This window comes from Streptomyces sp. NPDC001093, assembly GCF_040298985.1.
Taxonomy (GTDB): Bacteria; Actinomycetota; Actinomycetes; order Streptomycetales; family Streptomycetaceae; genus Streptomyces.
This window is the reverse complement of the sequence record NZ_JBEPBF010000072.1, coordinates 15,052-29,364: the sequence shown is the minus strand read 5'-3', so window position 1 is coordinate 29,364 and position 14,313 is coordinate 15,052. Positions and strand designations below refer to the sequence as shown.

Sequence of the window (14,313 nt, the reverse complement as noted above, 5' to 3'; positions counted from 1 at the left end):
GGGGAACTGCGCGAGAAACCACGACGGACCCGCACCCGCCGTACTCGCGCAGCCCCCGTCCCCCTCAGGCGTCCTTGAGCTCCTGCCGCTGCCGACCGAGCCCGGGAATCTCCAGCTCGACCACGTCCCCGGCCTTCAGGTACGGCTTCGGCTCGGGCTGCCCCATGGCCACCCCCGCCGGCGTCCCGGTGTTGATGACGTCGCCGGGGTACAGCGTCATGAACTGGCTGACGTACCGCACGACCTCGCCCACGGGGAAGATCTGCTGGGCCGTCGTACCGTCCTGCTTCAGCTCCCCGTTGACCCACAGTTTCAGCGACAGGTTCTGCGGATCGGCGACCTCGTCGGCCGTCACCAGCCAGGGCCCCAGCGGGTTGAACGTCTCGCAGTTCTTGCCCTTGTCCCAGGTGCCGCCGCGCTCGATCTGGAACTCCCGCTCGGACACGTCGTGCGCCACCGCGTACCCGGCGACATGCGCGAGCCCCTCCTCGGCCGACGACAGGTAGCGGGCCGTACGCCCGATGACGACCGCCAGCTCCACCTCCCAGTCGGTCTTGGCCGATCCCCTCGGGACGAGCACGGTGTCGTTCGGCCCGACCACCGTGTCCGGCGCCTTGAAGAACACCACCGGCTCGGCGGGCGGTTCGGCGCCGGTCTCGCGGGCGTGGTCGTGGTAGTTGAGCCCGATGCACACGATCTTGCCGATGCGGCCGAGCGGCGGACCGATGCGCAGCCCCGCCGGGTCCAGATAGGGCAGTTCGCCGGAGTCGGCCGCCGCCCGTACCCGGTCGAGCGCGGCCTCGTCGGCGAGGAACGCGCCGTCGATGTCGTCCACGATGCCCGACAGGTCCCGCAGGGCCTCGTCGGCTTCGAGCAGCGCCGGCCGCTCGGCCCCTGCCGTACCCACTCGCAGCAGCTTCATGGTCACCATCTCCCTCGATCGCGGGCGCCCGACCGACGGGTGCAGCCATCGGAGGACTGGTCGATCCTCCAATCGCGACGTCCACTCCGCAAGACCCTGTTCACGTACTGGACCGTAACCGCGGCCGTGACCGCGCCCTCTACCGGTACAGCACGGCCCGTTCCACCGCGGTCCAAGTGGTGCTGGTGACGACGTACAGCGCGGCGGCCAGCGGTACGACCGCGACGGTGACGAGCGTGAAGAAGGACAGGAACGGCATGACCTTGTTGACCGCGCCGAGCCCCGGCACCTGCTCCCCGCCCCCGGCGCCCACCGCGACCGGGCCCGCGGCCATCATCCGCCTGGTGCGCCGGTAGGTGAAGGCGGCGACGGCCGCGACGATCACGAAGAGCCCGAGATAGACCAGCCCGGCGGGGCCGAACAGTCCACCGCCGGCGAGGGCGTCGGCCCAGCGCCCGCCCAGCGGCGCCGCGAACAGCCGATGGCCGAGCAGCCCGTTGCTGCCGCCGCCGATCGTGGGGCTGGAGAAGAGGTGGTAGAGCAGGAAGAAGGCGGGCAGCTGGAGCAGGCTGGGCAGGCACCCGGACAGCGGTGACACCTTTTCCTCGGCGTGCAGTTCGAGCACCGCCTGCTGCAGCCGCTTGGGGTCCTTGGCGTGCTTCTCGCGCAGCTCGGCGATACGCGGCTGCAGTGCGGTGCGGGCGCGCTGGCCGCGGGCGGCGGCGCGGGACAGCGGATGGACCAGGAGTCGTACGAGCGCGGTGAACAGGACGATCGCGGCGGCGGCCGCGGAGGCGTGGAAGAGCGGCTGGAGCAGGTCGGCGAGGTGCTCGACCAGGCGGGCGAAGAGGGAGAAGACGGACATGGGTGAGCCCTCCGGGGGTCTCGTCGTGCCGGAACGGAGTGAATCGGCATGACGACCCGCGCGGGGTCACGCAGACAGAAGGAGTGACGTGCCCTACGCGGCGGTCGCCGGAAGGGCGTGCCCGGGTGCCCTGGGCCGGCGCCGGCCGGGCGCGTCGGGATCGCGCTGTGGCAGGAAGGCCGTACGCCGGGCCCGGTCGCGGATCGCCGTACGGACCCGGGTGGGCGGGACGGCGGGCACGGAGCGGGCGGCGATCAGCGCGCAGGCGGCGAACGCGGCCCCGGCCGCCGCGGTCGCGGCGAGCGCCACGGTCGCGGAGAGGTTACCGGTGTCGAGCAGCACGACCGGCAGCAGCACAAGCAGCAGCGGGGCGAGCGCACGCGAGCGCGTCAGACTGCGGACCACTCGGCTCCCCTCCCCACGGCCTCAACCATCCATGCCTCTTTGCCCTTTATACAGGTAGACCTACCCGACACCTGAAGGGCCCCTGCATGCCCCGCATTCCCACCTGCGTCCTGACCGACACTTCTCCGGCACAGGTCGACGACGGTCACGCCGTGGACCGTTTCGTCGAGATCGGCTCCTTCACCAAGGTGCTCACCGGTACGGCGCTCGTGCGCATGGCCGCCGCGGGCCTGCTCGACGTGGACGACCCGGTCGAACGCCGGCTCCCCGCCGCCCCGGGCACCGGCATCACGCTGCGGCACCTGGCCGAGCACACCTCCGGGCTGCCGCGCCTCCCGCCCGGCACCGGGCGCCGGGATCCGTACGCCGCGTTCGACGGCGCCGCCCTGCACCGGCTGCTCGGGCGGCTCGACCAGGTCGTGGTCCGGCCGCCGGGACAGCAGGAGGAGTACTCCAACCTCGGGTACGCCGTCCTCGGCGCGGCCCTGGCCCGTGCGGCCGGTGCGCCGTACGGGGAACTGCTCGCCGAGCACGTGCTGCGACCGCTGGACGTCCATGAGGTGAGCGCACACCCCGACCCGGACCGGCGCCTGCTGGCACCCGGTTTCCTCGGCAGGCCCCGCAGGCCCTGGACCATGGACGGGGCGATCCTTCCGGCGGGCGGTCTGTGGGCGACCCCGCGTGCGGTCGCCGATCTGCTCGTCCGGCTGGTGCTGGAGCGCCGGCTCGGGGATCCCGCTCCCTCCTGGCAGACGGCCGGCCCGCTGCTCTGGCACAACGGCGCGACCCGCCACGCCTCGGTCTTCACCGGGGCCATGGCGGACGGCCGCTGGGTGGTCGTCCACCGGCTGGGCGGCAGCCCGGAGGCGACCGACCAGGCCGGCATCGACGTCCTCAGGGGCGCCGGTTCAAGCGCCTCCTGACCGGTTCAGGTCAGGCGGGTTCCGTCTCCAGCGGCTCCAGCAGTCGCTTCGGCTTCAGCAGGGCCCTGCTGACCGGGTCCGCCGGGTCGGGGTCGAGGCCGGGGCCCGGCACCATGACCACGTCCGCGACGGGTACGACGACCCCGCAGGCGCGGCACTCGCCGTAGGGCCCGAGGTCCGCGCCGCAGTCGGCGTGCCGGAAGTACCGCAGCTGTGTCTCGGTGAAGTGCTCGCGGCCCCACAGTCCGAGGGCGCGCAGGGTGGGCCACAGGGCGATGCCGCGCTCGGTGAGGACGTACTCGTCACGCGGCGGCGACTCCTGGTACCGGCGCTTCTCGAGGATGCCCTCGGCGGTCAGGGTCTGCAGGCGGGCGGCCAGGACGGCGCGCGGGATGCCGAGGTGGACCAGGAAGTCGTTGTAGCGCCGCACGCCGTAGAGCGCGTCCCGCACGACGAGCAGCGTCCAGCGCTCGCCGACGATCTCGAGCGCGCGGGCGATCGAGCACTCCTGTGTCGCGTAGTCCTTGCCCAGTGCCATGCCGTCCACTGTAGCCACTTTCCGACTTCTTGGTTCGGTGACCGAACCGACAGTGTTACGGTGGCGGAGCCAGGTCAGTTCAATGACCGAACCGTGAGTCGGTCACCCGAGTGATCCATCGGTTCACCGCTTGATCCGCACAGCACCACAGGCCCCGGAAAGACAGGACCACGCCATGACCGGGCTCGACTCCACCACCACCCCCGCCGCCACATCCGTACGCGAGGCGACCGTCCGGGACGCCCCCGCACGCCCCCGGGCCACCCTCGCCCTGACCAGCGCGGCCACCGCTGTGGCGCTGATGACGTACACGGCCCCGATGGTCACGCTCCCGGACACGGCGGCCGCCCTGCACACCCCGCTCTCCGGCCAGGCCTGGCTGCTGAACGGCACCCCGCTCGGCCTTGCCGCCCTCCTGCTGGTGGCCGGCAGCCTCGCCGACGACTACGGCCGCCGCCGGATCTTCCTCGGCGGCACCCTGGCCCTCGGCATCACCACCGCCCTCGGCGCCTTCACCACCTCCACCTGGCAGTTCACCCTCGCCCGCATCGCTCAGGGCGCGTCGAGCGCGGCGATCCTGGCGAGCAGCCTCGGCCTGCTGGTGGCGGCCTTCCCCACCCCCCGCGGCCGGCTGCACGCGACCGGCGTGTGGGGCGCCTTCGTCAGCGGCGGCATCGCGGTGGGCCCGCTGGTCGCGGGCGCGCTGCCGACCTGGCGGGTGGCGTACGGCGTCCTGGGCGCCGCCGCCGTCGCCGTGGCCGCGCTGGGCACCCGGACCCTCGCCGAGTCCCGCGCCCCGCGCGGCGGCCGCCCGGACGTCCTCGGCGCCCTGACCTTCGGCCTCGCCCTGGTCGCCCTGGTGGCGGCCCTGACCCTGGGCCGCGACGGCTGGCTCCGCGCACCGGTGGCACTGCTGCTGGCCGCCGCCGTCCTCTTGATCGCGCTCTTCGCCGCCGTGGAACACCGGACCGGCACACCGATGATCGACCTCGGCCTGCTGCGCCACACCCGCTTCCTGGCCTCGGCCGCCGGCGGACTGTTCACGGGCCTCGCGGTGATCGGCATGTTCAGCTTCCTGCCGGCCCTGCTCCAGCAGACGCTCCACCTGTCCCCGATCAACACGGCCTGGCTGTTCCTGCTCTGGTCCGGCCTGAGCTTCGCGGTGGCCCTCCAGGTCAAGCACCTGGCCGGCCGCATCGCCCCGCGCACCCAACTGGCCGTCGGCTTCGCCCTGCACACGATCGCCGTCCTGACCCTGCTCGGCACCGTCGCCTCCGGCTCCTGGACCCGGCTGCTGCCCGGCCTGATCATCGGCGGTGTCGGCAGCGGCCTGCTCAACGGCGCGCTGCCGCTGCTCGCCATCGAGTCGGTCCCGCGCGAACGCGCCGCGATGGGCTCCGGCGCCCAGCAGACCTTCCGCTACATCGGCTCCTGCGCCGGCGTGGCCCTGACCATCGCCCTCGCCACGTCCACCGGAAACCTGGCCCACGGCGCGAACATCGCCCTGCTGGTGTCGGCGGGCCTGGCGGCGGTGGGGGCGGTGAGCGTGATGGTGCTGCGGGAGCGGGCGTAGCGGCGCGCTCAGCAGGCCGCGCGAGGTCCACTGCGGTTCGGCAGCACCCCGAAGGGGCGCGGGGCTGTGCCGATACACGGCTCCGCCGCGTGGGACGCGACCAGCCCCGATGACGCCGCAGCCGGACCGACGGGAGGCCGCGGCCGACCGACACGGGACGCCGCAGCCGACCGACACGGGGCGCCGCAGCCGACCGACGGCACATCGCGGCACTTCCGGCGGAGCGCTCAGCGGGGCCGCATCGACACCAGCCTCCCCCACACCACCATCCGGTAGCGCGAGGTGAACTCGGGGGTGCAGGTGGTCAGGGTGATGTAGTAACCGGGCTGGTCGTACCCGTACCGGGGCCGGACGAGCGAGCGCGGGATCGGCCGGACGACCCCCGAGTCCAGGGCGGACGTCTGCGGCAGGATCTGGTCGACGTCGTACGTGTACGTCGCCGTCCGCGTCTCCACCTCGATGTCGTCCCCGCGCCGCAGCCGGGGCAGGTACCGGAAGGGCTCGCCGTGCGTGTTCCGGTGCCCGGCGAGCGCGAAGTTGCCCGCCTGCCCCGGCTGCTGGGTGCCCCGGTAATGGCCGACGTACCCCTTGTTCAGCACATCGGCCTTGCTCACGCCCTCGGCGACGGGAACCCGCAGCCCGAGCCGGGGGATGGTGAGCACGGCGTACGCCTGGGACTGCCGGGGCAGACTGACGGGCACGTACGACCGCTGCGGCGCACGGGACTCGGAGGGATCCGGGGTCGATGCGGGGGCGGGACCTGAGCCGGAGGAACCGGGCGACGGGCCCGCGCCACCATCGCCGTACCCCTCCTGCCCCCACTCCCGCTCCAGCGCCTGCACCTGCCGCTCGGCGCCGCGCCGGGCCTCCCGGTTGGTCCACCACAGCTGGTGCACGACCAGCAGCATGAGCAGCACGCCGACGGTGACCAGCGCCTCGGCCCCGCCCCACAGCGCGCGCCGCCGCCGGGCACGCCGACGCCGATCGCTGTGCCGTACGACCCGCACGCCCGACCATGCCGGCATCCGCACCCACCTCCATGGGCCTCCACGGGGCCGCCCGCAGGGTAGGTGCAACGGGCACAACTGGCCAGAGCGGCAAGCGAACCAGCCTCTCCGGCAGACTCCCCCGGCGCGCGCCCTGCGGCTTCCTCAACCGGTTTTAGAAACCACTGTCAGAACCCTCGACAGCCCCACCCGCCACCCCCGATGCTTCCTGCTGCCGGAGCCGCAACAGAAGAGGGCGGAGACAGCGATGATCCGACGCAGAACACTGCTGGCCGCGGCGGGCGGCGCCGCCCTGGGCAGCGCCCTGGCCACGGGCACGGCCCGGGCGGACGCGACGACGACCATCGACCCGTCGGTCACCTACGGGACTTGGGAGGGCTGGGGCACCTCGCTGGCCTGGTGGGCGAACGTCTTCGGAGCGAGGGACGACTTCGCCGACATCTTCTTCACGACGAGGACGACGACGTACAACGGGACGTCACTCCCCGGCCTGGGCCTGAACATAGCCCGCTACAACCTGGGCGCCTGCAGCTGGAACAGCGTCGGCGGCGAGTCGATGACCGCCTCCCCCGACATCCCGTCCTTCAAGCAGATCGAGGGCTACTGGCAGGACTGGACGAACGAGGACCCGACGTCCTCGTCCTGGAAGTGGACGGCGGACGCGAAGCAGCGCGCGATGCTGCAGAAGGCGACCCGACGAGGCGCCATCAGCGAGCTCTTCGCCAACTCCCCCATGTGGTGGATGTGCCTGAACCACAACCCCTCGGGCGCCTCGGACGGCGGCAACAACCTCCAGTCCTGGAACTACCGCCAGCACGCCTCCCACCTGGCGTCGGTGGCCCTGTACGCGCAACAGAACTGGGGCGTGACCTTCACGACGGTGGAGGCCTTCAACGAACCGTCCTCCTCCTGGTGGACGGCGACGGGCACCCAGGAGGGCTGCCACATGGACGCGACGGTCCAGGCGGCCGTACTGCCCCATCTCCGCAGCGAGTTGAACAAACGAGGCCTGACGGCGACGAAGATCTCGGCGTCGGACGAGACGAGTTACGACCTGGCCCGCACCACCTGGAACTCCTTCTCGTCGACGACGAAGGGCTGGGTGGACCGGGTGAACGTGCACGGCTACCAGGGCTCGGGCGGCCGCCGCGACCTGCTCTACACGGACGTGGTGACGACGGCGGGCAAGGCCCTGTGGAACTCGGAGACGGGAGACGCCGACGCCACGGGCCTGACCCTGGCCGGCAACCTCCTCTACGACTTCCGCTGGCTGCACCCCACGGCCTGGGTCTACTGGCAGGTGATGGACCCGAGCGCCGGCTGGGCGACGATCGCGTACGACGCGAGCACCCTGCAGCCGGGCGCGGTCCAGACGAAGTACTACGTACTGGCACAGTTCACCCGCCACATCCGCCCCGGGATGACGATCCTGGACACGGGAGCGAGCTACGCGGCGGCGGCCCTGGACAGACAGACGAAACGCCTGGTCATCGTGGCGGCGAACACCTCCTCCTCGGCCCAGACCCTGACCTTCGACCTGTCCCGCTTCTCCTCGGTGACCGGCGGCTCGGGAGGCCTGGTCCCCCGCTGGAACACGGTGACGACGGGCGGAGCGGACCTCTACACCCCGCACTCCGACACCTACCTCTCCGGCAAGACCCTGTCGGTCCCCTTCGCGGCGAAGTCGATCCAGACGCTTCAAGTGGACGGAGTGACGGCGTAGGGAGAGCGGAGGGAAGCCGATGAACTGGCCTTACTCCCTCCTGTCACCGCTCGGCAGTACGGTGTCCCCCATGCGCCCCGACACGCCTGCCGAGAACGTCGACCACACCGCCGAGGCGGCACGCCTGGAGCGGACCGCCGGACTGTATCCCGAGGACGCCGAGGCCCTGCTGCTGCGGGCGGCGGCCCACCTGGAACTGTCCGGCGACCGCCCCGCGGCCACCGCGCTCTACGACCGCCTGCTGTCCGCCGACGACGGCCTGGAGAACCCCGCCCTGGTCCGCGCCCTGAAGGCGTCGAACCTCTGGGAGTACGGCCACGAGGCGGAGGCGAGGGCGATCATCGAGGGCATCCGCGTGGCCGCCCCACGCGACCCGGCCCCCTGGTTGATCATCGCGGAGTCCCTGGAGTCACACGACGAGCTGGAGACGGCGGCGGAGACCTTCACGGAGGGGGCGAGCCTGCTCCTGCCGGAGGGGGACGACACGGAACCCGCACCCGCCACCCACCCCCTCCTCTACGGCCGCCACCGCGTCCGCCGCATGCTGGGCCTGCCCCACGACACCTGGGACACCCTGGCGGACACCCTCCACACGTCCCCCGTGTCCCTGGACGAACTCCACGACCCGAAGCGCGTCTGGTCCCTGGGCTCGGAGAACCCGGCGGAACTCCAGGCGGAAATCACCCGCCTGCAAGCCGAACTCGGCGCCTACAGGGAGGCCCTCTCCCGCCCCTTCCCGGTGGCGGTCCTCCACTGGCCGGCGGGGGAGCTGACGGAACTCCTGTCGGCCTACCCGACCCTGGCCGTGGAGTACCCGTCCCACGAGACCCACCTCGCGACCATAGAGTCGTCCCTGCGCGAGCTGTCCGCCTCGGGCACGGGAAACCTCGGCATCGTCACGGGCACGGTCCCGTCCTACGAGGCCTTCGCGGCGTCGGAGGGCTCGTCCCCGGCGGACGCCGCGCTCCTGCCGCAGTATGCGACGACGCTGGCGGCGCGGGGGCGGGCGGTTGCCTGGCCGCCGGTGCGGGGGGCGGAGTGTTGGTGTGCCTCCGGACGAACTTACGGAGGCTGCCATGGGGATGGCGTATGAGTACCTGATTCGCTAGCGCTGACGGGCCTGACAGGGTGGGGTGAGTTATTGCGCCCGCCCCGCCCGAGTCCGGCCCTCGCTCAGGCTCACCCAATCACAATGTAGATACGCAAGGCCCCACGCCTCTACTCGGCTGCGGAGCCGCGCACTTGCGGCTTAGCGAGCGAGATCAGGAAACGCTCTTTCGATGATCTCAATCAGCTTGCGGGCGCCATCAACGTCTAGCTGGACACTCTGACTGACCTTGTTGGGAATCTGCCGCTCAGTCGACCCATAAGTATCCAATTGCAGTACACGCCGACCGTCCACAACGAACGATCGAAATCCGCAAGTTACCGGACCATGCAGTCTTTGCACGTCAGCGGGGACAGACTCAAACTTCTTAATCAAAGCCACGGAAACCACCACTCCCACATATCATCCCTAGGGCAGGCAAACACGGCCTGTCGAGACAGTTTCTTACTTCTCGGCCATCTGCTCATCGAGGTCGCGGAATCCTTCAAGAACCAGATTTACAACCTTAATTTCATTTTGCGGGTCGGGCTTTACTTGCATCTTTGCACCCTTATGTGCAGCATCTCCCCTGGCAGTGGCCCAAGTCTCTGTCGCACTCAACCAGGCGGAATCAATATCCATCTCCTGCACACCAATCGGGAGAAGCAAGCGAAGGAGGTTCTTCTCCTTTATTCCATGATTCTGGTTTCTCGCGTAGCGATGCAGATCAGTCCGAGCCGCGTCTACTCGCGCCTCCAGCGATGGAAACTTAGCAGGCTTGGCAGCAGCTTCACTTAAAGACTCAGGTATGGCAGGTGCGGACTCCCGATATGCGACAATCGCCAACAGGCTCGAGGATATTGATCCAGCAGCCTTCCACTTCAACACGGCCTCGTCGACGACTTCAATCACGCGATCCTCTATAAAGGATTCAAATTCAGCATGCGCCAGAACCCTAAATGCTCGCGTATGCTCATACACTGACTCTTCATATGAGCCGGTTGGGTCAAATTCCTTCGGTAGAAAGCATTGGCGAAGCTCCTCTATCCGCTTCGCCAGCTCCTGATATCGCGAAGACGCCATCTCGCCCTCTACGGTATAAGCCGATTGTCGCGCAGCTCTGGCACACGCAGTTTAGCCCCGATAGCCTCGCCAAGCGCTTCACCCCAGAGGGAAAGGCGCCGATGCGTAGCAAGTGGTGTCTTGGTTGTTGTTTGAATCGACTCGACGAATCGCTGATTGGTATCGCAAAGATTGCGAAACGCCCATTCCACCATCTCCGCACGTGAGACCGCCGCAGATCGCACATTCGCGTCGGAGAAGTAGTAGGTCATGACGTCAAACACAGCCCGGTTGAAACGCCCTTCATACTTTCCGCTAGCCCAGCGATAGAAGGAGTTATCACCGAACACTTTGAATGTTGTCTCAATAGACCTGTTGCAGTTCTCCCCTACTTGCTTGATTCGGTCCTCTTCCTTCAACCACTGGGCGTTGAGGACGTTAACGGTGTCGTCAAGGAATTTCTTGAGGTTACCGGTGTACTCATCAAGGGTGAACTGGAACCCGAAGTACCGCAGGAGCACCTCGACATCCCTCATACGAAAGTCCGGCTTGTCGATACGGAGGGCAGCACGAAGCCACTCACTGTCCGATGCACAGTCGTCCAAGAAGTCCGTAAACGGTCCGGGGTGAAGAGCTTGACGAAGTTCCTGCGGGGACAGTTTTACGCTGCCGGTGTTCAGGCGGAGGAATACAAGGTTAAGGAAGTCCTCATTGGGCCAGCGACGAACGACGACGGTTCGAATGGTCTCGTTGAGTAGCGAGTTAAGGTCGTCTACGTAACTGTCATCAGTCTCCATCTTCTTGAGAGTGACAAGTCTGAGGTCTTCGCGAACCTCAAGTCCAGTGAGCGAGAATCCCCTGAAGTTCTCCTCCTCCGCCGACGCCGCAAAGGATGAACCGGCCGCAAACTGCCTCAACGCCAGAAGTCGCTGCTTTCCATCAAGCACAATGAACTTGCCTCGACGGTTCTTGTCCTCCGCGAGGACAATCTGAGGAATCGGCAGACCGAGGACTAGAGACTCAATAAAACGACTCTTCCTGGGCTTATTCCAAGCGTCCCGCCGCTGAAATCGAGGATTAAGCTGAATGTTGCCACGCCTGAGCTGACTCAGAATAGTCTCAGCTGTCCAGTCTGTGTCTGTGACCACGGCCCGTGTGACTTCTTCAGAGGTGACAGCCGCAGCGGTGTCCTCTTCTTCGCCATCTACGTCGTCCCAGTCGAACCCGTCGTCGTTGGCCACGCCGCTCCCCACCTCATAGTTCCGAGCCCGAAGACACTTCAGGATTGTCAACTGGTCTGGCTCTACAGACTAGATCGCGGATCGGTACCTGCAGGAACTTTTGCCTCAGAGACACAGACATCACGATCGATATGCCCGATTAACGTCATATGCTCCCTAGGTGGCGAGCAAGTACGGCTACCCTGCCCCCATGATTCGCGCAGTCGTCTTCGACGTAGGTGAGTGCCTGGTAGACGAGACCCGGGAGTACGGGACCTGGGCCGACTGGCTGGAGGTGCCTCGGCACACGTTCCACGCCATGTTCGGGGCTGTGATCGCTCAGGGGCGGGACTACCGGGAGGTCTTTCAGGAGTTCCGGCCTGGGTTCGATCTCTACAAGGAGCGGGAGAAGCGGGCCGCCGCAGGGCAGCCGGAGACCTTCGGGGAAGAGGATCTGTACGCCGATGTCCGCCCCGCCCTCGCGCGGCTCCGGGCTGACGGAGTGTGGCTTGGTATCGCTGGGAACCAGACGGTCCGGGCAGGGCGCATCTTGCGAGAGCTGTTCTCAGACGATGTGGATCTGATCGGCACCTCGGACGACTGGGGAGCCAGCAAACCTGATCTCGAGTTCTTCAAGCGGGTTGCCGCAGTCGTGCCATTTGAGGTCGGCGAGATCCTTTACGTCGGGGATCGCTGCGACAACGACATCCGCCCGGCGCGTGAAGCAGGCATGCATACGGCGCTCGTGCATCGCGGGCCTTGGGCCACGATTCAGTGGGACTCCCCGCAGGCCAGAGAGCTTCCTACCTTGCGGGTAGAGAGCCTGCTGGAACTGCCGGTGCTGATCGGCGAGTTCAACGACTCAGCACGCTGAGCGTCGTCGACCAGTCGTACAGCCTGTCGTCGAGGTCACGTACACAGCGCTCGTGTTGGTAGGGCGCCAGCGCGCGGCGGACCTCACGCACTCGGTCCATGCCAGTGGCGTACCAGGTGATGGCCAGCTGATCCAAAGCCTTACCGGCGTACTCGCAGGCCTGCTCCGGATCGCGTGAGGCCGCTTCCACCGCGGCCAAGTCGCTATAGATCACGGAGCGCTGCTTGTCCTCGGCCGGTGTCATCGCGGCCAGTGCCTGAAGCAGGCTCTCGCGGGCCTGCGGGAGGTGGCCCGCGATCATCTGCGTGTTTCCCTTGAAGGCAGCCAAGCGGGCCGGGGAGAACCAGTCCATCCATTCCGGCGAGGCGTGTTCGTTGCCAGCCGCCAGGGCGTCCTCAGCGTGTCCGATGAGGTGCAGAGCGGTGCGCGTATTGCCGCACCTGGTTTCGCATTCAGCTTCCACCGCGTCGAGCCAGGCGAGGAATTCGGCTGATGCCGAGGCGCGCCGGGCATAGGTACGGGCCGCTGTCATCCGCTCCAGTGCTCCGTCACGGTCCGCCACCCAGCCGGGGATGAACGCCATGTGCGCGAGGATTGCTGAGCCGAGCAGCGGCTCATCGGCCTCGCCTGCGGCTTGCAGCGCTAGGAGCAGGGTGGCGTCGGCGGCACTTGGTTCGCGGAGGTCGAAGAATTCGATCCGACCCGCCAGGAGGTAGGTCTCCGCCAGCGCCGCCGCGACCGTTCGACGCGTCGAGTCCGAGGTATCGGGGAGCAATGCGCAACCCAGTCGCGCATGAGCGACGACAGCAGGGTGGAGTTGTGGCGGGGCGACAGACCAGTAGAGCCTCCGGTGAGACCGAGTGACCGCCTGGAAGTCGGTACCTGCCGTTGAGGGCTGCGGCGCCGCGGCGGCTCGGCGAGGCAGGGATGCCACAGCGGCCGCGCCCCCGCCAACGACGGCGCGTCGCGTGGGCTCCGTGCGCTGCGAACCGTCCGAGCCCCATGGAGGCGTGAATCCAAGTGCCTCCATGCTTTGGCCCAGCAGGTGAACGAGCACCCGCTGGCAGTCCGGTTGTGGCCAGGGCGGACTGTCCGACTCCCAGCGGCGAACTTGTCGTACCCCGATCGAGAGCCCTCGAAGGCCCATACCCTCGGCATGCCGGGTCAGAGCCTCTGCCAAGTCCTGCTGGGAGTTGAAGCCGGCGGCTACTCGAGCGGCCTTGAGTCGAACGTTGCCGGTGGGCCTGGGCACGTGGTCACCTCCTGCTGCGACTCCTTCAACGCTCCCACATCCCGTCCTCTATTGGGCGCAGTTTCCCCCACAAGAGTCGATGAAGGCCCTGTTGGCGTCCTACCTATGACCTCCTTAAGTCCTCGATTGCGTCGTGGCGTTACTGGACGCTTGGCACGTACTCGACGGGACTCAGCACTGGGGATGGTCCATTGGATACGCAAGAGGCCGTGGACAGAGCGGTTGGCGAGTGGCTCGCCCGTACTCACCCGACACCCGAGCAGGCGCGGACGGAGTGGGCGGCTCAAGGCGTCGCGTTACTACCTCTGGGCGTTCGGTTCGCTGCCGTACGCATGCCCAGAGACGTAGTGCACGCCGCTGTGGGTTCCAGTGACCCCGACCATGTGGCGCCCGCTCTTGGTGTGTCGCTGGGAGGCTCGATCATCTACGACCGTCGCGCCCTGGGCGGGACGTACTACGCCTTGATTCAGGCGCACGCTGGTCTGGTCTGGGCGTACGACGACATCGCCACGTGTCTAGGCGAGGGCACGTACCTCGGAGTACCTCGACTCGACCAACAACAGCCACCGGGCACGTACTGGGTCATTCCTCCGCGCTTCGAAGGCGACCTGTGCGCACCCCGATCGATCATCCCTCTCGTGGAGTTGGGGCGCTCCCGGCTGGCCGCCGCGTGTGCCAAGGCCTGATCCCTTACGTGCAGGAAACACAAAGGTGAGCAGGTAGCTAAGGACATGACGATGCCCGCTGACTCTGAAGCCAAGGCGGTCCGTCTCCGGCTCCTTGCCGACCGCCCGCTCATGACCATTCGTGTGTCAGAGGACTCCGGGAATACCTGGGGTCCCGAGCGTGCGGTATTCGCCAC

14 protein-coding genes are annotated in these 14,313 nt (G+C 68.0%); 6 read left to right on the top strand and 8 right to left on the bottom strand.

The window, feature by feature from the left end:
* Positions 1-64 precede the first annotated feature (64 nt).
* The 3 genes from ABT288_RS29730 to ABT288_RS29720 all read right to left on the bottom strand — a co-directional run bounded on the left by ABT288_RS29730 (position 65) and on the right by ABT288_RS29720 (position 2,192).
* Positions 65-922: a fumarylacetoacetate hydrolase family protein gene (locus tag ABT288_RS29730; RefSeq protein WP_351614041.1), complete on the bottom strand. Its 858-nt coding sequence runs from the start codon at positions 920-922 to the stop codon at positions 65-67.
* Positions 923-1,061: 139 nt separating this feature from the next.
* On the bottom strand, positions 1,062-1,787 hold the full coding sequence (locus ABT288_RS29725; RefSeq protein WP_351614038.1) for a YidC/Oxa1 family membrane protein insertase: 726 nt from the start codon (positions 1,785-1,787) through the stop codon (positions 1,062-1,064).
* Positions 1,788-1,880: 93 nt separating this feature from the next.
* The gene (locus ABT288_RS29720) at positions 1,881-2,192 is read right to left on the bottom strand and encodes a DUF6412 domain-containing protein (protein ID WP_351614035.1); all 312 of its coding nucleotides are present in this window, start codon (positions 2,190-2,192) and stop codon (positions 1,881-1,883) included.
* 86 nt (positions 2,193-2,278) lie between these two features.
* Here ABT288_RS29720 and ABT288_RS29715 point away from each other — a divergent pair, with 86 nt between their 5' ends.
* Positions 2,279-3,115 carry a serine hydrolase domain-containing protein gene (locus ABT288_RS29715; RefSeq protein WP_351614032.1) on the top strand — a complete coding sequence of 279 codons (837 nt, stop codon included), beginning with the start codon at positions 2,279-2,281 and terminating at the stop codon, positions 3,113-3,115.
* Positions 3,116-3,125: 10 nt separating this feature from the next.
* On the opposite strand, the gene ABT288_RS29710 is transcribed toward ABT288_RS29715, so the two are convergent.
* A complete protein-coding gene (locus tag ABT288_RS29710) occupies positions 3,126-3,653 on the bottom strand; it encodes a winged helix-turn-helix transcriptional regulator (protein WP_451336059.1) in 528 nt (175 codons plus the stop codon).
* A gap of 175 nt (positions 3,654-3,828) precedes the next feature.
* Here ABT288_RS29710 and ABT288_RS29705 point away from each other — a divergent pair, with 175 nt between their 5' ends.
* Positions 3,829-5,226 carry an MFS transporter gene (locus ABT288_RS29705; protein WP_351614030.1) on the top strand — a complete coding sequence of 466 codons (1,398 nt, stop codon included), beginning with the start codon at positions 3,829-3,831 and terminating at the stop codon, positions 5,224-5,226.
* Positions 5,227-5,453: 227 nt separating this feature from the next.
* Here the strand turns inward: ABT288_RS29705 and ABT288_RS29700 are convergent, their stop codons facing one another.
* On the bottom strand, positions 5,454-6,251 hold the full coding sequence (locus ABT288_RS29700; RefSeq protein ID WP_351614027.1) for a class E sortase: 798 nt from the start codon (positions 6,249-6,251) through the stop codon (positions 5,454-5,456).
* A gap of 229 nt (positions 6,252-6,480) precedes the next feature.
* Between ABT288_RS29700 and ABT288_RS29695 the strand changes: the two genes are divergently transcribed.
* Together ABT288_RS29695 and ABT288_RS29690 are read left to right on the top strand one after the other, a co-directional pair.
* Entirely contained in the window at positions 6,481-7,956 is a 1,476-nt protein-coding gene (locus tag ABT288_RS29695; RefSeq protein ID WP_351614024.1) for a glycoside hydrolase, read from the top strand.
* A 70-nt stretch (positions 7,957-8,026) separates the two neighbouring features.
* Positions 8,027-9,049, top strand: a complete 1,023-nt coding sequence (locus tag ABT288_RS29690) for a hypothetical protein (RefSeq protein ID WP_351614021.1) — start codon at positions 8,027-8,029, stop codon at positions 9,047-9,049.
* Positions 9,050-9,508: 459 nt separating this feature from the next.
* Here ABT288_RS29690 and ABT288_RS29685 read toward each other — a convergent pair whose 3' ends face one another.
* Entirely contained in the window at positions 9,509-10,126 is a 618-nt protein-coding gene (locus ABT288_RS29685) for a HEPN domain-containing protein (RefSeq protein ID WP_351614018.1), read from the bottom strand.
* Between the two features lie 8 nt (positions 10,127-10,134).
* A complete protein-coding gene (locus tag ABT288_RS29680) occupies positions 10,135-11,346 on the bottom strand; it encodes a GmrSD restriction endonuclease domain-containing protein (RefSeq protein ID WP_351614015.1) in 1,212 nt (403 codons plus the stop codon).
* A gap of 190 nt (positions 11,347-11,536) precedes the next feature.
* On the opposite strand from ABT288_RS29680, the gene ABT288_RS29675 reads away from it, so the two are divergent.
* On the top strand, positions 11,537-12,199 hold the full coding sequence (locus ABT288_RS29675) for an HAD family hydrolase (RefSeq protein ID WP_351614103.1): 663 nt from the start codon (positions 11,537-11,539) through the stop codon (positions 12,197-12,199).
* On the opposite strand, the gene ABT288_RS29670 is transcribed toward ABT288_RS29675, so the two are convergent.
* Positions 12,180-13,451: an NsdA family TPR-like regulatory protein gene (locus ABT288_RS29670; RefSeq protein WP_351614013.1), complete on the bottom strand. Its 1,272-nt coding sequence runs from the start codon at positions 13,449-13,451 to the stop codon at positions 12,180-12,182. The two genes, ABT288_RS29675 and ABT288_RS29670, sit on opposite strands and share 20 nt — an antisense overlap.
* Positions 13,452-13,783: 332 nt before the next feature.
* Here ABT288_RS29670 and ABT288_RS29665 point away from each other — a divergent pair, with 332 nt between their 5' ends.
* The gene (locus ABT288_RS29665; protein WP_351614011.1) at positions 13,784-14,137 is read left to right on the top strand and encodes a hypothetical protein; all 354 of its coding nucleotides are present in this window, start codon (positions 13,784-13,786) and stop codon (positions 14,135-14,137) included.
* The last annotated feature ends 176 nt before the right edge of the window (positions 14,138-14,313 follow it).